The sequence below is a fragment of the Allostigmatella hybrida genome (assembly GCF_020103775.1).
GTDB lineage: Bacteria > Myxococcota > Myxococcia > Myxococcales > Myxococcaceae > Hyalangium > Hyalangium aurantiaca.
Genome location: NZ_JAHXBH010000001.1, coordinates 635,992 through 655,631, shown reverse-complemented (window position 1 = coordinate 655,631; position 19,640 = coordinate 635,992). Strand labels below are relative to the sequence as shown.

The following is a 19,640-nucleotide window of genomic DNA, read 5'->3' as shown; positions in this document are numbered from 1 at the left end:
CTGGCTGGTACCATCGTCTTCGCAGGGGCGGGAGGGATGCGGTCCTGCCCACGAAGTCTGGGAGATGACATGCTTGAACGCCTCGATGCTGTCCGCTGGAGTGAACTGACCGGCCGCCAAGGGCCCCGCAGCGGAGCGGAGCTTCCCTCACTGATTCGCCAGGCCGCCTCGGGCACGGCCTCGGAGCGCAAGGCGGCCGTGACCCGGCTGCGCGAGCACCTGTGGCACCAGGGCCAGGTCTTCGACGCCACGGCGCAGGCGGTCCCCTTCCTGGTGGAACTGCTCCCGGAGTCTCCCGTGGCGGCGGACCTCTGTCTGCTGCTCGGCCTCATCTCGGAGGCCGTCACCTACGGCCCCCCTGAGTCCGCGGCGCAGGCGCAGGCCTCGTTCGCGGCGGTGCGGGCGGGCCTGCCCGTCTACCTGGAGCTGCTGCGCCGCTCCGAGCGGAACCCCGCGCAAGCCGCCACGCTCATCTACCTCGTCTTCCACCTGCATGAGGACCGCGAGGCGCTCACCCCCCTGCTCCGGCCCCTCATGACGCCCGCGTTGGAGTGGATGATCGACATCGCGCTGAGTCCCCCGGCCCCCACGTCCGAGACGCGCTCGGCCTACGGCCTGCTCGGAGCCCAGGCGGTCCACACCCTCGAGTCATAGCAAGGACACCGCCCCCATGACTTCCCCCCTTCAAGCCCATGCCCCTGCCTTCGTCTGCCCGCGCTGCCGCGCGAAGCTGCGCGAGGGTGCCGAGCCCACCTGCAGCCAGTGTGGCACCGCGTTCCCGGTGCAGGACGGCGTCGTCGACTTCGCACCCGAGCTCAACGCCTCGACGAACGTCAGCCAGGCCATCCTGGAAAACCCCATGTTCGTCGCCCTCTACGAGCCGCTGATTCGCGTCAACTTCGTGCGGCTGATGGCGCGCAACTTCAACGGCGCGCTCACCCCCGAGCTCGAGGACGCCTACCTCCAGAAGCACCTGCGCCCGGTGGACGGGCCCGTGCTCGACCTGGCCTGCGGCGCCGGCCGCTGGACGCGCACCCTGGCCGAGCTCGTGGGCCTGGAGCGCCTCATCGCGCTGGACCTCAGCCGCGCGATGCTCGATGCGGCGAAGGAGGCGCTGCCCAACGCGTTCTTCGTCCGGGGCAACGCCCAGCAACTGCCGCTGGCGGACGCCTCGCTGGGGGCGGTGAGCTGCTGGAACTCGCTCCAGCTCCTGCCAGATCCGCCGCAGGCCCTCCGCGAGGTGGCCCGCTGCCTGCGGCCCGGGGGCGTCTTCACCTGCTTCACCTACCGCCGGACCCGCGAGCCGCTCTACGGGTACTTCCAGTCGACCTTCGCCCGCAACGGCGGCGTCCGCCCCTTCGACGAGGAGGAGCTCCGGCAGTGGCTCACCCAGGCGGGCCTCGTGGTGGAGGACCTGGGCGGGCCGAACCTCGCGCTGCTCTTCACGGCGCGGAAGCCCGCCGCCTGAGGCCCTGCGTTGCCCAGGGGGGGGGGCCCTCGTTGAGAAGGCGGGGGCCTTCGTGCTAGGGCTTTCCTCTCTCATGGCGCGCACGACGACAATCGAGCTGCACAAGGAAGAGATGAAGTTCTCCGCGGGGCACTTCACCATCTTCTCCGCCACGCACCGGGAGAACCTGCACGGCCACAACTTCACCGTCTACGTCGCGCTCACGGGCGAGGTGCTGGAGGACGGCATCCTCTCGGACTACCGGCCCCTGAAGACCGCCATCATCGACCGCTGCCGCGCCTGGAACGAGACGTTCCTGCTGCCGGGCAACTCGCGGCACCTGCGGATTGAGCGCGACGCGCGGGGCAACGTCCTCGCGCATTTCAATGGAGAGGAGCTGCACTTCCTCGCCCGGGACGTGACGGTGCTGCCCGCGGAGAACATCACGCTGGAGGAGCTGGCGCGGCTGTTCGGCGAGGGGCTGGTGGGCGATGGCTCCCTCATGGAGCAGCTGCACATCCAGCGGCTGATGGTGAAGTGCGCCTCCGGGCCCGGCCAGTGGTCCTCGTGGGAGTGGGGCCACCATGTCTGACTGGGCGATCGTCACGGGCGCCAGCCGGGGCATCGGCCGGGAGGCGGCCGCGCGCTTTCTGAAGGAGGGCTGGCGCGTCCTCAGCCTGTCGCGCCAGGACTGTCCCGTGGCCGGGGTGCTCCCCGTGCGCGTGGACCTGGGCGAGCCGGGCTGGGAGCCGCGCGTGGAGCGCACCCTGCGGGAGACGCTGGGCGCCGCACCGGGCCGGGTCTGCCTCATCCACAACGCGGCCCTCTACGCGCATGACGACGCGCTGTCGCTCTCCGCGGAGCACCTGCGGCGGGTCCTGGAGGTCAACATCGTGGCCCCCGCGCAGCTCAACCGGCTCGTGCGGGGCTACCTGAGCCCGGGCTCCTCCATCCTCTATGTGGGCTCGACCCTGTCGGAAAAAGCCGTCCGGGGCGCGGCCTCCTACGTCACCTCCAAGCACGCGATCGCCGGGCTGATGCGGGCCACCTGCCAGGACCTGGTGGGCACCCAGGTGCACACCGTCTGCGTCTGTCCGGGCTTCACGGACACGGAGATGCTGCGCGAGCACATCGGCGACACCACGGAGGTGCGCACGGGCGTGGCGGGGAGGACGACGTTTGGCCGGCTCATCACCCCCGAGGAAATCGCCGGCGTGCTCTTCCAGTGCGCCCTGACGCCCGTGCTGCACGGCTCGCTCGTCCACGCGAACCTGGGGCAGATCGAAACCTGACGGGCCGTCAGCTCCCGGCGGCGAACACGGTGCACGAGGACGTGCACGTCTCGGCCACGCGCACCTTCGACACCTGCGTGCCCGGCACGTTCATGCGCTCGAAGAGCCACGCGGCCAGCAGCTCGCTCGTGGGGTTCTCCAGGCCCGGCACCTCGTTGAGCAGCCGGTGGTCGAGCTGAGCATGCAGGGGCTGCCAGGCCGCGGTGAGGTCCGCGAAGTCCACCACCCAGCCGAACGTGGGGTGCACCGGGCCGCGCAGGGTGAACTCGACGCGGTAGCTGTGGCCGTGGACCCGCGAGCACTTGTGCCCGGGGGGAACGTTGGGGAGGCGGTGGGCGGCCTCGAAGGTGAATTCCTTCGAGATCTCGGTGATGAGGACGGGCTTGCTCATGGAGGCGGCCTTCTACCTTCATTCCGCCGCGCCCGTCGAGCCAACCCCCGCGCCCCCGCTCAGGGCCCCACCGCCACGGTGCGTGAAAGCCAGTCCACGCCCCCTCGCCCGTCCCGCGCCACCACGTAGAAGGTGACTTCGCCGGGCGTGGCGGGCGTGAGGTACGTGATGGTCGGGTCTCCCGGCCTTCCATCCACGGGCTCCAGGGAGCGCAGCTGCTTCACCTCGCCCTCGCCGGTGGCGAACCAGCTGTAGAAGACCTGCTCCGTGCGGGGGCCCTCGTCCGTCTCGTAGCGCTCCAGGCTGCCGTCTGCGAGCACGGGGCGCAGCACCACCTCCGTGTCCAGCGGCAGGGGCCCCGCGAGGGGCGCATCGTCCCGCAGCAGGTCCGTCAGGCGCGGGTTCTGGTTGGGCGTGTCCGTGAGCCGCAGCGTCAGCTGGCGCACCCCGCGCTCCTGGTTCTCCGGGGCCTCGCCCCCATCCTGAGCCAGGTAGCCGATGAACAGCGGAAGGCCCTTCTCCAGCACGGCCCTCAGGGCCGGGTCATTCGGATCCACCGGCCGGCCCCCGGTGGCCTCGCCCGCCAGGGACGCCAGCACCGCTTGCACGTTGGGGTCCTCCAGGGACAGCGAGCCCCCCGGCAGGGGCGCCCCGTCCTCGCCGGGGCACTGCACCTCGCCGCTGTACGCATCGGCCGAGCGGCACAGCGCCAGGTCCACGCTCACGGGACGCTCGCCGGGCGCCACCGCCAGGGTGGAGAGCTGCACGGGCGGGGGCGCGGAGGAGGCATCCGGGCTCAGCGCCAGCTCGGCCGGCTCGGCCTTGATGGCCAGCACGCGCACGCGGCGAAGCTCGCTCTGCAGCTCGAACTCCGGGCCACACGCCGCCAGGGCCCCGGCCAGCGCGAGGAGAATGGGCATCCGCATGTCAGAAGCTCCCCTTGGCGCCGAGGACGGGCAGCAGGGGCAGCCCCTCCAGGTACGCGCTCTCGGTGTAGTTGTAGTTGTAGAGGACGCCTTCCTTGGCCGGGTTGTTGTAGGCGTTGGTCAGGTCCAGGTACACGTTCAGGTTCCACCGCTCGAAGACGAAGTTCTTGTCCACGCGGATGTCCAGCTGGTGGAAGGCGGGCAGCCGCTCGGAGTTCACCCGGCCGAAGGTGGGGATGAAGACATCCGTGCCGTCGTCCCTCACCGCGCCGGTGATGGGGGTGAGCGGGTTGCCGGTGGCAAAGCGCATGCGCGCGCCCAGCTCCCACCCGGCCGGCAGCTTGTAGCTGGCGATGGCCGTCAGCACGTGGGTCTGGTCGTTGTCGAACAGGCGCAGCGCCTCCCCCGGCCGGTCCCGGCGCTCGCTGCGGCTGAAGGTATAGGACACCCACCCGAAGAGGCGCTCGGTGAGCAGCCGCCGCGCCAGCACCTCGAAGCCGTAGATGCGGCCCGTGCCCAGGTTGGCGAGCCGCTCGGGCACCTGCTCCCCGTCGCGCTCCACCTGCCGGTCCGAGCGGACGATGAGGCGGCTCAGGCGGTTGTAGAAGACCTCGGCGCTCAGGAAGTACTCGGGCGTGGGCTGCCACTCGGTGCCCACGCTGTACTGCTGGGAGCGCTTGGCCTTCAGCTCCGGGTTGCCGAAGGTGAGGCTGGGCTCATCCTGAATGGGCGGGGAGTGGTAGAGCCCCGCGCCGCCCTTGAGGGCCACCGTCTCCGTGAGCGCATAGCGGACCGCCAGCCGGGGGTTGAGCGAGCGCTTGCGCACCTTCTGGCTCTCGAACACGTAGCTCTCGCTGCGCAGGCCCGGCACCACCAGCAGGTTCTTCACCGGCTTCCAGCGAAGCTCCGCCCACACGCCCGGGAAGTACTGGAGGAACTGCCCATCCAGGACGAGGATCTCCTCCAGCACCAGCGGGGAGGGCGGCTCGCCCTCGCGGGGCAGGCTCTGGATCCGCGCCCGCACATCCGCCTGCGCGAAGTCGATGTCCACGCCGCCCGCCACGGTGAGCGGCTCCGAGAGGACGTACTCGGCGGTGGAGCGCAGCCCCAAGTCCAGGGAGGAGATGCGCAGGTTGCGGTCTCCGATGAGGAACTCGATGAGGGTGTTGCCCACGAGCGCCTGGCTGTCCAGGGTGAAGCGGCCCGCCCGGTACTGGTGCCCCAGCCGCACCTGCTTGAAGCCGGTGGTGATTTCGAACGCGCCGTTGACGCTCGGGTCGTCGTCCGCGGGCCGGTCGAACACCAGCCCCAGCACGTCATTGGAGACGAGCCCCTGGAGCGTCAGCGTGTGCCGCGAGCTGGGCGTCCAGTGCAGCTTGAGCTGGGCATCGTAGTAGCGCGGGGCCACCTGGATGCTGGGGCCGTCCTCGTTCTCGGGGACGGCCTTGAGCACCAGGTCGATGTAGGAGCGCCGGCCCGCCACCACGATGCCCAGGTTCTCGGTCAGTGGCCCCTCCAGCACGGCGTTGCTCTCGATGAGGCTCACGCCCACGGTGCCGTGGAAGCGGTCCATCCTCGGCGCGCGGCTGCGCACGTTGATGACGCCGCCGGTGACGTTGCCGTAGTAGGCGGAGAAGGTGCCCGGCAAGTAGTCCAGCGAGTCGAGCAGCTCCGAGTTGTACACGGAGGTGAGCCCGCCAAAGTGGTAGAGCAGCGGAATCCGCTGCCCATCCAGGAAGATGCCCGAGTCGTTGGGGCTGGTGCCGCGGATGACGATCTGTCCGCCGTTGAAGGCGGGCCGGGCCACGCCGGGCAGGTTCTGCACCACCTTCAGCGTGTCACCTTGCGTGCCAGGAACCTTCTGGATCTCCGCGGCCTGGAGCGTGGTGCGGGTGACTTCCTTGCGCTCGCGCTCGCTGCGCACCACCGTCTCGTACGCGCCGAAGATGCGCTTGCGCACGTAATAGGTGGCCTGCGTCTGCTGGCCCTCGGTGAAGGCCTCCTGGGTGCGGAAGCGCTCGTAGCCGCTCTGGAGGACGAGCACCTCGTGCGAGCCCAGCGGCACGCCCCGGAACGAGAAGCGGCCCTGCGCGTCGGTGGTGGTGGACAGCGCCAGCGCCGGCAGCGCCACCTCTGCCCCCACCAGGGGGTCGCGGGTGCCGCGCTGCAGCGCCCGGCCGCTGAAGTTCACCGGGGCTTCGATGGGCGCATCCGCGCTGCCCTCGGCCGGGGGCGGCGCGCGCCAGACGAACTGGTAGGCGTACTGGATGCGCACCGGGGCGGGGGCGCCGTCCACCTCGGCGGGCTCGAACTCGAACTGCCGCACCGCCGCCACGGCGGCCTCGTCGAAGCCGTGCCCCGCGGGCTCCGTCACCTGCACGTCCGTGACGGCCCCCGCCTCGGAGATGTCGATGAGCATGACCACCGTGCCCTCGAGCTGCTGGGCGAGGGCTTCCGGCGGGTACGGGGCCTCCACCTGGCGCTTGAGCTCGGGGGGGCGGGTGAGCACGCCCGGGGGGGCGCCCGCATCGGCGGAGGGCGGCGTCCCGGCATCCGGGGCCTGGGCCCCGGCGCCGGAGGCCAGCAGGAGGGCGAGAACAGGGGCGAGGGTTCGCATGAGAGGGGCGCGGGAGGCCCGCGCCCCTCCCGTCTAGCGGGCGGCTGCCTTCGCCGCGAGCACGATTTCGATGCGGCGGTTCAGACTGCGGTTTTCCGCACTGTCATTGGCGGCGATCGGCTGGTACTGCCCATAGCCCGCGGCCGAGAGCACCGTGGGGTCCACCCCGGCATCCTGGAGGGCCCGCACCACGGCCATGGCGCGCGCCAGGCTCAGCTCCCAGTTGGAGGGGAACGGGCCGTTCTTGTCCGTGGGGACGTCGTCCGTGTGGCCTTCCACGCGGATGATGCGGCCCTGCACCGACTTGAGGGCATCGGCGATCTTCACGAGCGCCTCCTGGCCCTCCTTGCCCACGCGGGTGGAGCCCGAGGCGAAGAGGATCTTGTCCTTGAGCTGCACCGTCATGCGGCCCTGCAGCTCGGAGAGCTGAATCTTGCCGTCGGAGATCTCCTGCTTGAGGCTCTGGGCGAGGTTCTCGTACTCGGAGCTGCGCTTCTCCAGGGCCTCCTTGGCCTCGGCGAGCCGGCGGGAGTTCTTGGCCAGCTCGTCATTGAGGGCCTTCAGCTCCTCGTTCTTGCGCTCCAGCGCCGAGCGCTCGGCGGCGGAGGCGGTGAGGCGGGACTCGGAGGTGGCCAGGCGCGTGGAGAGCGCCTCCTTCTCCTGCTCCAGGGTGGCCCGCTGCTCCTCCAGCTCCTTCACCTTGGCTTCCTGGGCCTCCCGGGCGCTCTTCTCCTCCTTCAGCCGGGTATCGAGGTTCTCCGCCTCCGCGGCCAGCGCGTTGTACTTGCCCTTGCCCACGCAGCCAGACGTGGTGGTGAGAACGGTGAGCGCAGCCAGAGCCAACTTGAAACGCATGTGTAGGAATCCTCCTGACATCGGGTCAAAGTTTGAGCAGCAGAGACTACCGCTCAAGACCGCCCGCGTCAGGAGTCTTCCGACAAAGAAGGAACTTCCGGCTCAGCGCGAGAAGACGGGGTGCCGGTGCAGCCAGGCGGAGAAGAGCGCATCCGCGAAGGGCTTGCCGGGGATGACAACGCCGCCGGAGGCCTCACCGGACACCTGGAGCCCCGTGTCCGGCACATAGGTGATGACCAGGTTGTCGCCCTTGCTCACGTCCTTCAAGGACGTCAGCAGCGTCTCCAGGTTCTGCTGCAGCGGGCCGGAGCGCAGGGCCGCGTTGCTGGAGAGCCCCTGCCGGAACGCATCCAGGAGCTGGTCGCGGCGCACCTTGCGCAGGAAGCGGAAGTGCAGCTGCTTGACGGAGTTGGCCGCGATGGCCTCGGACTCCACCCGGGGGACCTGCTCCATGTAGAGCCCCCACACGTACACATTGAAGAAGAGCTTCTCCTTGAGGGCCATGTGGGCCAGCTCCAGCTGCCGGCCCTGGAGCTGAAGGGTGTCCGGCATCTTCACGCCGCCCACCTCCTTCGCCTCCGAGAGACCCGCCGCGAGCATCGCACTCAGCACCAGGCACCGCGCCCCCACCTTCCATTCGCCTCGCACCATCCGCCACCCCCAACCATCCTGAGCCCTGGCGGGCACCCTCCGTTCCGGGTTCCCCGCCGTGAACTGCCCGAGTGGTAGGAAACCTGGACACACCCCCGCGGGGCCACCAGCACGTGGATCACCGCAGTGCTCGGCATCCAACATCCCGGGCCTCTCTGGAGGGCGGCTCATGGTCCGAAGGATAACGGGCAGTGCGGGCGATGCACGCACTCCCTGCCCTGCGGACAGGCGGTTCCTCTGCCGGCCTGTCGCCCTACCGACAGAGGCATGTGGCATCCCCCCGGAGCCTTTCCCACCTTGTGGCGGCACGAAGGCCGTAGGCCTACTTCGCCGGGGGCGCCTTCAGGTGCGCCTCGATGCGGTCCTTGAAGTCCGTCAGCAGCGCGTTGGGGATGGAGACCGAGAGGTTGTACTGGGAAATCTTCCAGCGGCCGCCCTCCTTCACGAGCACCCCCGAGCCCCGAGCGGGGCCCATGTTCGGCGTGTCGAGCACCTCGTCGAACCAGGCCACCGTCCCCTCCTTGGAGAAGAAGAGGTTGCGGGACACCACGCGGAAGCTCCACGCCTTGCCCTGCGAGAAGTAGGGCTTGGCCCAGGCGCGGAACGCGTCCCGGTTCCACCGCTCGGTGGCATCCGTGCCCAGGAACACGGCATCGGCGGTGAAGTGGCCAAAGTAGCGCGCCTCGTCCGCCTCGGCGGCGGCCTTGTGCCAGTCATCGAGCACGGCGGCGGGCGCGGCGGCCTTCTTCGGTACCTCCGGGGCGGCGGACACGAGCGACAGGCACAGCAGGGAGGTGAGAAACACGGGAGGGCTCCAGAACGCGAGGGTTCGCGGTATGAAGCGCGACGGCGCGGGCGCGGGTCAAGCGTCCCCGGAACAAGGCGGTGCACGTGGTGCTCGAAAGCTTCCAGGTGGGTGAGGGCGAGGTGCCCACGGTGTTGCTGCACGGCTTCCTCGGCTCGGGGCGCAACCTGCGCTCGCTGGCGGTGGCCTGGAGCGAGGCGGAGCCCCAGCGCCGCTTCCTGTTGCCGGACCTGACGGGCCACGGCACCTCGCCTGCCCTGCCCCCCGGGGCGGACCTGGACACGCTGGCGCGGGATGTCCACGAGACGGCCCGCGCCAAGGGCTTCACGGGGCCTGTGGACTGGGTGGGCCATTCGCTGGGCGGGCGCGTGTCGCTCGCGGCGAGCCTCCTGTTCCCCTCGGAGGTGGCCCGCGTCACGCTCCTGGACATCACGCCCAGCCCCGTGCCGGTGAACCTCCTGGAGAGCGGCATGGTGCTCAACCTCCTGATGCAGGCGCCGGACACCGCCCCCAGCCGCAAGGAGATGCGCGCGGACCTGATGGGCCGGGGGCTCTCGGCGGGGCTGGCGGACTGGCTGGTGATGAACCTGGAGTCCACGCCCGAGGGCGGGGTGCGCTGGCGCTTCGGCCGGAAGGCGCTCGCGGAGCTGCACGGGCGCGTCAACCAACGGGACCTCTGGGCGGCGGTGGAGCGCCCCGGAGCGAAGGTCCGCTGCATCCGGGGCGGGCGCGCGCGCTATGTGCCGGACGAGGACCTGGCGCGCATGGAGCGCGCGGGCTGCCCGGTGGCCACGCTGCCCGAGGCGGGCCACTTCGTCCACGTGGAGGCGCTCCCGGCGCTGCTCCAGTGGCTGCTCCAGGCGCACTGAGGCGCGGCCGGGCGGCTCAGAACTTGGAGAACAGGATGAGCTTGCCCAGGGTCTCCGCCCCGCCCCCCCCCGCCATGTTCCACACGATGGCGAGAATGTCGGGCGCCTGCTCCACGTGCCGGGACACCAGGTAGAAGCACTCCACCGCCGCCTGGTCCAGCGCGGCCTGGGACGCTTCGGGCGGGAGGCCCGGGGCCTGCGCGCGCAGCGCCGCCACGGCCGGGTGCCCCGCCAGCGTCATCCGCATCATCGCCACGCGCACGGCCAGCCGGAACACATAGCCCAGCAGGTTCGGCGCTTCCGTGAACGGGGCCCGCAGCCACTGGTTCACCGTGTAGTTCACGAAGTACTGCTGCACGCGGGCGCCGTGCGTGGCCTCCAGCCACTCCCAGCGCGCGGTGGCCTCGCGCCAGGCCGCATCGGAGGAGCCCTCCGCCTCCGCGGAGCCCCACAGCGAGCCCAGCACGCCATCGGAGAAGGGCTTGAAGCGCTCGCCCCGCGCCACCGCCCGCCGGGCCTTGAGCATCGAGGCCAGCAGCTCCGCGCTGGCCCCGCCGGGCACCTCCAGCGCGGAGAAGTCCCGGTGCATGGCCTCCAGCCGGTCCTGCGCCTCGAACGGGGGAAGCCACGCCTCCAGAATCTGCTCCACCTGCTCCGGCGTCCCCGCGAACGGCGCCTCGGCCCGGAAGACGGAGTCGAGCTGGAACGCCAGCTGCCCCAGGAACCCGAGCCGGGAGGCAAGCGGGAACCCCTGCTGGCGCAGCAGCCCCAGCGCGGTGGCGCGAATGCGCTCCGCGTGGGCGACGTACACGTCCCCGGGCGCACCGGGAAACGGCCGCGCCACCTCCGGACGGGGGACCGCCTCCCAGGGGCCAGGCACCTGCTCCAGGGCATCCGGCATCAGCAGGAGCCGCCGCGCCATCTCCGGACAGGCCAGGGAGCCAGCCACCTCCACCTGCTCGCCCACCTTCGAGACGATGCGCGGAAAGGTGGCGCAGCCATCGGGCAGCACCCGCTCTCCATACTTCCTGTGCAGGGAGCAGAACTTCTGCGTATCGAGGAAAGGACAGGCGCCGCCGGTGCCCATCTGGATGAAGGCCCGCTCGGCGGGAGGCCCCTCCGGCTGGGACACTACGAGCGCCTCCACCCGCTGCGCATCGGGCGTTCCCGCCACCCCTTCACGCAGCCGCGCCAACCGCTCCTCGCTGACGGGAACCCGGAGCCCGATACAGCAGGTGTCCTCGCACCGGTCGGCGAGGCACTGAAACTCCAAGACGCTTCGGGCGAAACGGGGAAGCGCATCCATGGCAGTGGGCCTCAATCCCCCGGAGCATAGCGCGCCCGAGGCTCCCCTGTACGTCCCCTCGTGGGGAGGCGTCCGCTCCCCCTGGGGAGGAGCGGACGCCGGGGACTCGCCCCGAAGCCCTGGAGGGCTACCGGGCGTGCGAACGGCGCCGCAGCAGGCTCAGGCCCAGCAGCAGGCCCAGGGCGCCGAACGCCGTGCCGTTGGTGCTCGCGCAGTCACATCCCCCGTCGTCGTCCTCCCCCTCTCCATTGACGAACACCACGGTGGAGCGCGCCGGGACAACGAACGTGCCCGCCGCGCGGTCGAAGGAGGCCGTGCGCACCGTGGGGTCCGCCGACTCACGCTGCACCGGGTGGAGCACGAGCGGCTGCGCCTTGAAGGCCTCCGCCGTGAAGCGCTGCTCCGTGCCCGTGGCGTTGAAGAGCACCACCGCGCGCTCGAACTCCCCCTCCGCCGCGGGCGAGTCGCCTTGGATGCTCATGACGATGAGGCCGGGCGTCTGCTCCGAACCGGTGTTCTCGAAGCGCACGCGCTGCTGGATGTCCTCCGCGGTGCGGAGGCGAAACAGGCGCGAGCTCTTGCGGATGCGCACCACCTCCTCGAAGTGGGCGAGCGCCTGGGCGATGTGGGCCGGCTCCGGCTTGAGCGCGGGGTCGGCCAGCAGCGTCTTGAAGTACGGCCAGTTGTCCTTGTTGTCGTCGTACGGCGGCAGGCCCACGCCCCAGTTGTTGGACTGGTAGGTGAAGTCCAGCCGGTTGAACCAGTCGCCCGAGTTGTAGCTGTTGCGGTCCAGGGACTTGGAGCGCAGCAGCTCGTCGCCCGCGTGGAAGAAGGGAATGCCCTGGGCCAGTGCCACCAGGCTGATGCCCATGTTGTGCATCCGCACGCGCGTGTCCATCGTGGCCTCACGTGGGGCCTTGAGCTGCACGGCGTCGAACAGCGTCTCGTTGTCGTGCGCCGAGACGTAGGTGATGACTTCCTGCGGATCCAACGTGTAGCCGGCCGGGGCGCCGTTGTAGCTCACCTCCGAGCCCTTCACGGTCTTGTCCTCGACGCTGGTGAACGCGTAGTCCCGGAGGTTGCCCGCCAGCCCCACGCGGATGCGGTCCATGTGCTGCAGGAGCAGCTTCTGGGGGTCGTCCGTGCCCTGGGGGAACCCATTGGGGTCATAGGCCAGGCCGCTGATGAAGCCCTGGTAGCGCGTGTCGTCGAAGGGGCCGCCGCCGCGCGCCGCGTCGCGGAGCCGGTCGCTGAAGGTGCCGATGCCCGTGCCCGGCATGTTGAGCTGCGTGGCGTTCACGCCCCGGGCGTTGCCCGCCACCTCGCCAAAGTCCCAGCCCTCGCCGTAGACGTAGATGGCCTTGCCGTCCACGCCGTCCTTCTCCAGCGTGAGCGCGTCCAGGGCCTGGCGCACCTTGAGCATGTTGGCCTTCAGGTGGTGGCCCATCAGATCGAACCGGAAGCCATCCACCTTGTAGTCCCGCGCCCAGGTGACGATGGAGTCCACCATCAGCTTCTCCATCATCACGTTCTCGGTGGCGGTGTTCTGGCAGCACGTGGAGGTCTCCACGCCGCCGGTGCCGCTGAGCCGGTGGTAGTAGTCCGGAACCACCCGGTCGAGCACCGACTGGGGCGACTGCCCGGAGGCGGTGGTGTGGTTGTAGACCACGTCCATCACCACGCGCAGGCCGCGCTGGTTGAGCGCCTGCACCATCTCGCGGAACTCGGCGATGCGGGTGGGGCCGTCCGGCTGGGTGGAGTAGCTGCCCTCGGGAACGGTGTAGTGGTACGGGTCATAGCCCCAGTTGAAGCCGTCCGCGTCGCGCACCGCGTTGATGGCGGCCTGCGGCTCTTCCGAGTCCGGGGCGAAGGAGGATAGGTCCCCGGCCGGCTGGGCCTGGGCGGCGCGGTCCTCCTGGATGGTGGCGATGTCGAACACCGGCAGCAGGTGCACGTGCGTCACGCCGGCCTTGGCGATGCGCGCCAGGTGCCGGGTGCCGTTGGAGTCCCGGGTGAAGGCCTTGAAGGTGCCGCGCTCGGCCTCCGGCACCGTGGTGTCGGAGATGCTGAAGTCGCGCACGTGCAGCTCGTAGAGGACGATGTCCTCGGGCGCCTCCAACGCGGGCTTCTGCAGCGTGTCCCAGCCGGTAGGCGCCAGCGCCAGGTCCCTCAAGTCGACGATCTGGCTGCGGGTGCTGTTCATCGCCAGGCTCACCGAGTACGGGTCGGTCACCTGATTGAGCTTCACCGCCTGCTCCCGGCGCACGTAGACCTCTACCTCGTAGAGGTAGAACTTGTCCTTCCACGAGGCGTCCCCCGACACGCTCCAAACGCCCTGGGCGCCCGGCTGCATGGGGACGCGGGCGGAGGGCTGGGCCGCCGTAGAGCTGTCGAAGACGAGCAGGTCCACCTTCCGGGCCGTGGGCGCCCACAGCCGCAGCGTGGGGCCCACCACGCCCGTCTCGAACGCGACGCCCAGCGGCCCCGAGTACGCGAAGAGCGCATCCAGCGCCCCGGCCGTCTGCACGCCCGTGGCATCCGCCAGGACGGCGGCCCCGGGCGGCGTGACCGAGACGACGAGCTGCCCCTTGAGGTACTCGGGCACGCGGGCCAGCTCCGCCTGCGGCACCTTCAGGGCGAGCGCGTTCTTCACGAGGGGGAAGCGCTCCTTCAGCTCGGCGCTCAGGCCCGCCGGGTCCACGGTGAGCGTGAAGGAGGCGCCGCCCTGGATGCCGGTGCCCGTCAGCCGCATGGCCCCGTCCGGCTGGTGGTGGAGCCGGAAAGTGGAGCCCTCGGGGGCGGACTCGGGGCTCCAGGCCAGCGTGTCCGGGGCCACCCACAGCGCGCGGGCCTGCACGATGTCCCCGGTGGGAGCCCCCGCCGCGCGGACGGTGGGCTTCTTGGTGGTGGCGTTCCAGGTGAAGATCATCTCGGTCCCCGCCGCCGGCACGGAGAAGGTCACGTTGGACGAGCCTCCGTCCTGGCCGTAGCTCTCGGTCCATCCCTCGTTGAGGGCGGCCTTCATCTCATAGTTGCCCGGCTGCAGCGCCGTCGTGCGCAAGGTGTAGACGCCGTTGCCCTCTGGACGGAGCCACGTCTTGAGACAGTCCGGCTGCCAGTCACCGGGGCAGCCCAGCTCCGACTGGAAGGAGCCCGCGGCCGTCACGATGGTGGTGTTCTTGTCGCTCGTCACCCACTGGGTGGCCGGATCAAAGTAGAACTTCACCTGCGAAGCACTCGCCAGGGTGAGCGTGATGTCCGCCCCGCCCGGCCCGCCATAGGTCTCCGACAGGGAGCCGTTGAGGGCCACCTTGTACTTCCAGGTGCCCGCGGGGACCTCGAAGCCCTTTCGCCAGATGCCGTCGCCCGGACCGCGCGTGATCTGGGTGGCGGCACAGGCCGGGTCCCAATCGCTCGCACAGCCCACCTCGCTCTGGAAATCACCGATGACCGTCACGCTCGTGGGCACCTGCGCGGCGGCCAGGCCCGGCACGGCCAGCCACGCGCCGAGCACGAGCGGGCGCACGGCCAATGAAGAAAGAATGGGGACTCTCAGAACACACCTCCAGAAGTTGTGACGCGGTGGTGCGCGCAACTCGCGACGGACGCAGGCCAGGGCCTTCGAACCCGTCGCGGCATACGGGCCCGCGCAGCCTAACAGGGGACGGTGAGCAAGCGTCCAGGGTTCCCCTCCCCTCCAGTGTGTCTCACCAGACATGCCAGCACGCGCCGTAAAACATGTTTCTCCGCATCTGCCTGCTTGCCCCGCGAGGAAAGGGCCCGGGGCCCGTCTGGGGTTGCGAGCGGACCGGGGCCATCGCCACCCTGCTTGGGTGAGGCGTGGCACGGTCCTTTCCCGGGGTGACGGATGAAGCGCTTGCTTGGCTTGGCGGTGATGGGTGCGGCGTGCTGGATGGGGTGCCAGACAGACAAAGCCGTGTCCGGCTATTCCTCTCAAACCGCCTCGCCCGCGCGGATTGCCCAGAATCCCAACCTCGCGGCCGGTGAGGGCGGCTTGCTGGTGGAAGGCACCGTGGTGGCCGACACCCAGGACAGTCTCCTCATCGAGGACCCCGATGGGCTCCAGCGCGCCTTGCGCATCCAGGAGGACACCGTCTACCGGATGGGGGAGGACGGCGAGCTCACCGCGCGCGAGTACCTGGCACCGGGCGCCGTGGTCCGCGCCTCGTTCGACTACAACAACAAGGAGCGCGTCGCCCAGGAAGTCATCATCCTGGACACCGTCTCCCCCTCCGAACCGAACGCGTGGCCCGAGGACCCGTCCCCCTACCGCCGCGACCCGTGAAGTAGGATTCAGGGAGAATCGAGAAAAGCTCTGCGTTCTTCTCGCTTTTCCCTCGGGAAACGACGCGGCGCATCATGGTTTTGCGGCAGGTGAATCCGACCACACAGGTCAATCGTGAGAACGATTGCACTGTTCACCGAATCGTAAATCTGTGAAAAAGTCGCGCACGAATGCAGTCCCCTCTTCGTCCCCGCCTTGGTGACCTTCCACGCGCGCTGCTTCGCAGGGCCATGGCGTGGGCGCTGCTCCCCACGCTCTGCCTGGCCGGTTGTGCCCACGCGCCCCCGGCCGCGCCCCCCGCGCCCGAGGTGGCCTCGGCCCCCGCTCCGGCGCCTGAGGCACCCGCCCCCGCGCCCCGTCCCTGGGCCGACGAGATCCTCTATTTCGTCGTCGTGGACCGCTTCGCGGATGGGGACCCCACGAACAACGTCCCGGGGGACACCTCCGCGCCGGGGACCTTCCATGGCGGGGACCTCCAGGGGCTCATCCAGCAGTTGGATGAGCTGACGTCGCTGGGCATCACCGCGCTGTGGATCACCCCGGTGGTGAAGAACGTGGAGGGCTTCGTCACCGGCTCGGGCTTCCCGGACTGGGCCTACCACGGGTACTGGGCGGATGACTTCCACACGATGGATCCGCGCTTCGGCACCGAGGAGCAACTGCGGACGCTGGTGCGGGAGGCCCACGCGCGGGGCATCCGCGTGCTGCTGGACGTCGTCTACAACCACGCCGGCTACGGCACGCGCTACCAGCGCATGGCGGAGACGAAGGACTGGCTGCGCTCGGAGGAGCTGGGCAACTGCGGCCAGGACAACAACATCACCTCGTGCGTGGCGGGCCTGCCGGACTTCAAGACCGAGCGCCCCGAGGTGGCCCAGTACCTGCTGGACGCGCAGATCGCCTGGGCCAAGCGCTCCGGCGTGGATGGCTTCCGGCTGGACACCCTCAAGCACCTGGAGCACGGCTTCTGGCAGGAGCACCGCCGCCAGACGCGCGCGGCGCTCGGCCCGGACTTCTTCCTGCTGGGGGAGCTGTGGGGCGGCGAGCTGGCCTCGCTCGACAAGTACTTCGTCAACGACGAGGTGGATGCCGGATTCGACTTCAGCTTCCAGGGCAGCACCCTGGCGTTCCTGATGGGGCGCGGGCGCACGGTGGCCTTCGACCGCTACCTCCAGTCGCGCGGCAAGATTCGCCCCGGCTATCACCTGTCGCACTTCCTGTCCTCGCACGACGTGCCCGGGGCCCTGTTCCAGCTCGGCGGGGACAAGGTCCGCTTCCAGCTCGCGGCGGTGCTCCAGCTCACCACCGGCGGCATCCCCACCATTTATTACGGGGAAGAGGTGGCCCGGCCGGGCGGTGACTGGCCCGCCAACCGGGACGACATGCCCTGGGGTCCAAGAGACGTGAAGCCCGGGGCCGGCAAGCCTCGCGACGAGGCGCTTCGCAAGACTTACCAGAAGCTCATCTCGATTCGCCGCGCGCACCCGGCGCTCTCGCGCGGCACGCACCGGGGCCTGTCCACCGACGGCGACCTGTACGTGTTCTTGCGCCACGAGGCGGCGTCCGGGGACGTGGTGATGGTGGCCATCAACCGCGGGCAGACCCCGGCCACCGTCTCCCTGCCGTGGCCGGAACCCTGGGGGGCCACGGCCGCGGAGGACCTGCTGAACGGGGGGAGGCTGGAAGGCCCTGCCCTGGAGCTCACCGTCGAGCCACTCTCGGCGCGAATCCTGGGCAAACCGGGCTAAGACGTCCCTGGAAATACGCAAACCCACAGACACCCTGCTCACAGGGAAGAGGGCTGGATGGCCGAGGTAACGTTCAAGAACGTGGCGAAGCGGTACGGCGCGGTGTCCATCATCGAGGGGCTGAACCTCGACATCCAGGACCACGAGTTCCTGGTGCTCGTGGGCCCCTCCGGCTGCGGCAAGTCCACCGCGCTGCGGATGATCGCCGGCCTGGAGGAGATCACCGGCGGCACCGTCTCCATCGGCGGCCGCGTGGTGAATGGCCTGCCGCCCAAGGATCGCGACGTGGCGATGGTGTTCCAGAACTACGCGCTCTATCCGCACATGTCCGTGCGGGAGAACCTCGAGTTCGGCCTCAAGATTCGCAAGACGCCGCGCCCGGAGATGGACAAGCTGGTGAACGAAGCGGCCGAGGTGCTGGCCATCACCCACCTGCTGGACCGCAAGCCCAAGCAGCTCTCCGGCGGCCAGCGCCAGCGCGTGGCCCTGGGCCGCGCCATCGTGCGCAAGCCGGCCGTGTTCCTCTTCGACGAGCCGCTGTCCAACCTGGATGCCAAGCTGCGCGTGGCCATGCGCGCGGAGATCAAAAAGCTCCAGCAGCGGCTCCGGGTGACGAGCGTCTACGTGACGCACGACCAGATCGAAGCCATGACGATGGGCCACCGCATCGCGGTGATGAAGGAGGGCAGGCTGCAGCAGCTCGGCACGCCGCTGGAGGTGTACGAGCGCCCCGCCAACGTCTTCGTGGCCCAGTTCATCGGCACCCCGCCGATGAACTTCCTGGATGCCACCCTGGATGCCCAGGCCACCACGCTGGTGGGCGAAGGCTTCACCCTGCCGGTGCCCCAGAGCCTGCGCCCCGTCACCGCCGGCAAGGGCAACCTCAAGGTGAAGGTGGGCATCCGCCCCGACAACCTGCTGGCCCCCGGCCTGTCCACGCGCGGCGAGACGGCCCCGCTCCAGACGAAGGTGGAGATCGTCGAGCCCCTGGGCAATGAAATCATCGTCCACTCCAGCCAGGGCTCCAACGCCCTCGTCTACCGGCTCCCCCCGACGCAGACGCCCGAGCCGGGCCAGCTGCTGGCGGTGGGCGTGGAGCTGGACTCGCTGCACCTCTTCGACGCCCAAACCGAGCAACGCCTCACCGCCTGATTCCGGAGCCCTCCATGAAGACCTTGAGATTGCTGACCGCGGCCGTGTGCTTCTGTGCCCTCGGCCTGCTGCCCCTGTCCGCCTCCGCCGCCGAGCTGGTCCTCTGGCACTCCTACCGCGCCGAGGAGAAGGCGGCGATGGACAAGCTGGTGGCCCAGTACAACGCGGCCAACGCCGCCAAGGGCATCACGGTGAAGGCGCTGCCGGTGCCGTATGACGCCTTCGCCGACAAGATCACCGCCACGGTGCCGCGCGGCAAGGGGCCGGACCTCTTCATCTTCGCGCAGGACCGGCTGGGCGGCTGGATCGAAGCGGGCAACACCATCGAGCCCATCGACTTCTTCGTGGATGACACGCTCAAGAAGCGCTTCATCCCCACCACGCTGGACGCGATGACGTACCGGGGCACGCTCTACGGCCTGCCGCTGAACTACAAGGTCACCACGCTCATCTACAACAAGAAGCTGGTGCCCACCCCGCCCAAGACGTCCGCGGAGCTGGTGCAGATCGCCAAGAAGATCACCAACAAGGGCGCCGGCAAGTTCGGCCTCGCATACGCCTACGGCGACTTCTACTACCACGCGGCGCTGATGAACGGCTTCGGCGGCGGCGTGTTCGACGCCAAGTTCACCCCCACGATGAACTCGCCGGCGAACGTGAAGTCCATCGACCTGCTGATGAAGTGGATCGACAAGGACGGCATCCTCCCGGCCGAGCCCTCCACGGCGCTCGTCACCTCGCTGTTCAACGACGGCAAGACGGGCATGGTCATCTCCGGCCCCTGGTTCCTGGGGGAGATCGCCAAGGGCATCGAGTACGGCCTGGCGCCGCTGCCCACGCTGGATGAGGCGGACGGCAAGCCCATGCGCCCGTGGATGACGGTGGAGGGCGTGTACGTGACGGCGCCCTCGCAGAACAAGGAGGCCGCCTTCGACTTCGCCAAGTTCCTCACCGACACCGCGTCCGCCAAGGTGCTGGCGCTCGAGGGCCGCCAGAGCCCGGGCAACGCCCAGGTGTACACCGACGCCCAGGTCTCCAAGGATCCGCAGCTCAAGCCCTTCCGTGACCAGGTGGACACCGCGGTGCCCATGCCCAACGCGCCCGAGATGACGATGATCTGGTCGCCGGCCACCACCGCGATGAACTCCATCCTCAAGAAGACGGCCACGCCGAAGGCGGCGCTGGACACCGCGCAGAAGGCCGTCGCCAAGGACATCGCGGGGCTCCGGAAGAAGTGAGCACCGCCGCGCCCCAGGGGGGGCCCGCCCAGGCCCC

Annotated in this window: 17 protein-coding genes; 9 read left to right on the top strand and 8 right to left on the bottom strand. The window is 69.8% G+C overall.

The features are described from left to right. Window positions 1-69: 69 nt before the first annotated feature. From KY661_RS02550 to KY661_RS02535, 4 genes are all read left to right on the top strand, one after another. Window positions 70-654: a hypothetical protein gene (locus KY661_RS02550; RefSeq protein WP_225408662.1), complete on the top strand. Its 585-nt coding sequence runs from the start codon at window positions 70-72 to the stop codon at window positions 652-654. Window positions 655-670: 16 nt separating this feature from the next. Further along, window positions 671-1,468 (top strand): methyltransferase domain-containing protein, encoded by a 798-nt coding sequence (locus KY661_RS02545; protein ID WP_075010244.1) that lies wholly within the window; start codon window positions 671-673, stop codon window positions 1,466-1,468. 73 nt (window positions 1,469-1,541) lie between these two features. After that, window positions 1,542-2,039 carry a 6-pyruvoyl trahydropterin synthase family protein gene (locus tag KY661_RS02540; protein ID WP_225408661.1) on the top strand — a complete coding sequence of 166 codons (498 nt, stop codon included), beginning with the start codon at window positions 1,542-1,544 and terminating at the stop codon, window positions 2,037-2,039. Continuing rightward, on the top strand, window positions 2,032-2,739 hold the full coding sequence (locus KY661_RS02535; protein WP_225408660.1) for an SDR family NAD(P)-dependent oxidoreductase: 708 nt from the start codon (window positions 2,032-2,034) through the stop codon (window positions 2,737-2,739). Before KY661_RS02540 ends, KY661_RS02535 begins: the two co-directional genes overlap by 8 nt. 7 nt (window positions 2,740-2,746) lie before the next feature. Here the strand turns inward: KY661_RS02535 and queD are convergent, their stop codons facing one another. From queD to KY661_RS02505, 6 genes are all read right to left on the bottom strand, one after another. Further along, complete coding sequence (gene queD, locus KY661_RS02530) at window positions 2,747-3,130, bottom strand: 6-carboxytetrahydropterin synthase QueD (protein WP_075010247.1); 384 nt, start codon at window positions 3,128-3,130, stop codon at window positions 2,747-2,749. Between the two features lie 59 nt (window positions 3,131-3,189). Next, complete coding sequence (locus KY661_RS02525; protein WP_225408659.1) at window positions 3,190-4,056, bottom strand: hypothetical protein; 867 nt, start codon at window positions 4,054-4,056, stop codon at window positions 3,190-3,192. A gap of 1 nt (window position 4,057) precedes the next feature. Further along, a complete protein-coding gene (locus KY661_RS02520) occupies window positions 4,058-6,673 on the bottom strand; it encodes a TonB-dependent receptor (protein ID WP_225408658.1) in 2,616 nt (871 codons plus the stop codon). 33 nt (window positions 6,674-6,706) lie between these two features. Next, window positions 6,707-7,528 (bottom strand): OmpA/MotB family protein, encoded by an 822-nt coding sequence (locus KY661_RS02515; protein WP_075010250.1) that lies wholly within the window; start codon window positions 7,526-7,528, stop codon window positions 6,707-6,709. A gap of 102 nt (window positions 7,529-7,630) precedes the next feature. Then, a complete protein-coding gene (locus tag KY661_RS02510; RefSeq protein ID WP_225408657.1) occupies window positions 7,631-8,179 on the bottom strand; it encodes a chalcone isomerase family protein in 549 nt (182 codons plus the stop codon). 322 nt (window positions 8,180-8,501) lie between these two features. Continuing rightward, window positions 8,502-8,984, bottom strand: a complete 483-nt coding sequence (locus tag KY661_RS02505; RefSeq protein WP_225408656.1) for a nuclear transport factor 2 family protein — start codon at window positions 8,982-8,984, stop codon at window positions 8,502-8,504. An 86-nt stretch (window positions 8,985-9,070) separates the two neighbouring features. Here KY661_RS02505 and KY661_RS02500 point away from each other — a divergent pair, with 86 nt between their 5' ends. Further along, a complete protein-coding gene (locus KY661_RS02500; protein WP_225408655.1) occupies window positions 9,071-9,853 on the top strand; it encodes an alpha/beta fold hydrolase in 783 nt (260 codons plus the stop codon). A gap of 16 nt (window positions 9,854-9,869) precedes the next feature. Here the strand turns inward: KY661_RS02500 and fliB are convergent, their stop codons facing one another. After that, a complete protein-coding gene (fliB, locus tag KY661_RS02495; RefSeq protein ID WP_225408654.1) occupies window positions 9,870-11,159 on the bottom strand; it encodes a flagellin lysine-N-methylase in 1,290 nt (429 codons plus the stop codon). 127 nt (window positions 11,160-11,286) lie between these two features. Beyond that, a complete protein-coding gene (gene pulA / locus KY661_RS02490; RefSeq protein ID WP_225408653.1) occupies window positions 11,287-14,685 on the bottom strand; it encodes a pullulanase-type alpha-1,6-glucosidase in 3,399 nt (1,132 codons plus the stop codon). Window positions 14,686-15,027: 342 nt separating this feature from the next. On the opposite strand from pulA, the gene KY661_RS02485 reads away from it, so the two are divergent. The 4 genes from KY661_RS02485 to KY661_RS02470 all read left to right on the top strand — a co-directional run bounded on the left by KY661_RS02485 (window position 15,028) and on the right by KY661_RS02470 (window position 19,603). Next, window positions 15,028-15,465 carry a hypothetical protein gene (locus tag KY661_RS02485; protein WP_225408652.1) on the top strand — a complete coding sequence of 146 codons (438 nt, stop codon included), beginning with the start codon at window positions 15,028-15,030 and terminating at the stop codon, window positions 15,463-15,465. Between the two features lie 230 nt (window positions 15,466-15,695). Next, entirely contained in the window at window positions 15,696-17,213 is a 1,518-nt protein-coding gene (locus KY661_RS02480; RefSeq protein ID WP_225408651.1) for an alpha-amylase family glycosyl hydrolase, read from the top strand. Window positions 17,214-17,270: 57 nt separating this feature from the next. Further along, on the top strand, window positions 17,271-18,365 hold the full coding sequence (locus tag KY661_RS02475) for an ABC transporter ATP-binding protein (protein WP_225408650.1): 1,095 nt from the start codon (window positions 17,271-17,273) through the stop codon (window positions 18,363-18,365). Between the two features lie 14 nt (window positions 18,366-18,379). Continuing rightward, window positions 18,380-19,603, top strand: a complete 1,224-nt coding sequence (locus tag KY661_RS02470) for an extracellular solute-binding protein (RefSeq protein WP_075010257.1) — start codon at window positions 18,380-18,382, stop codon at window positions 19,601-19,603. The last annotated feature ends 37 nt before the right edge of the window (window positions 19,604-19,640 follow it).

Coding starts and splice junctions, on each gene's coding strand:
- KY661_RS02550 (WP_225408662.1), top strand. CDS start 70: ATGCTTGAACGCCTCGATGCTGTCCGCTGGAGTGAACTGACCGGCCGC.
- KY661_RS02545 (WP_075010244.1), top strand. CDS start 671: ATGACTTCCCCCCTTCAAGCCCATGCCCCTGCCTTCGTCTGCCCGCGC.
- KY661_RS02540 (WP_225408661.1), top strand. CDS start 1,542: ATGGCGCGCACGACGACAATCGAGCTGCACAAGGAAGAGATGAAGTTC.
- KY661_RS02535 (WP_225408660.1), top strand. CDS start 2,032: ATGTCTGACTGGGCGATCGTCACGGGCGCCAGCCGGGGCATCGGCCGG.
- queD (WP_075010247.1), bottom strand. CDS start 3,130: ATGAGCAAGCCCGTCCTCATCACCGAGATCTCGAAGGAATTCACCTTC.
- KY661_RS02525 (WP_225408659.1), bottom strand. CDS start 4,056: ATGCGGATGCCCATTCTCCTCGCGCTGGCCGGGGCCCTGGCGGCGTGT.
- KY661_RS02520 (WP_225408658.1), bottom strand. CDS start 6,673: ATGCGAACCCTCGCCCCTGTTCTCGCCCTCCTGCTGGCCTCCGGCGCC.
- KY661_RS02515 (WP_075010250.1), bottom strand. CDS start 7,528: ATGCGTTTCAAGTTGGCTCTGGCTGCGCTCACCGTTCTCACCACCACG.
- KY661_RS02510 (WP_225408657.1), bottom strand. CDS start 8,179: ATGGTGCGAGGCGAATGGAAGGTGGGGGCGCGGTGCCTGGTGCTGAGT.
- fliB (WP_225408654.1), bottom strand. CDS start 11,159: ATGGATGCGCTTCCCCGTTTCGCCCGAAGCGTCTTGGAGTTTCAGTGC.
- KY661_RS02485 (WP_225408652.1), top strand. CDS start 15,028: ATGAAGCGCTTGCTTGGCTTGGCGGTGATGGGTGCGGCGTGCTGGATG.
- KY661_RS02480 (WP_225408651.1), top strand. CDS start 15,696: ATGGCGTGGGCGCTGCTCCCCACGCTCTGCCTGGCCGGTTGTGCCCAC.
- KY661_RS02475 (WP_225408650.1), top strand. CDS start 17,271: ATGGCCGAGGTAACGTTCAAGAACGTGGCGAAGCGGTACGGCGCGGTG.
- KY661_RS02470 (WP_075010257.1), top strand. CDS start 18,380: ATGAAGACCTTGAGATTGCTGACCGCGGCCGTGTGCTTCTGTGCCCTC.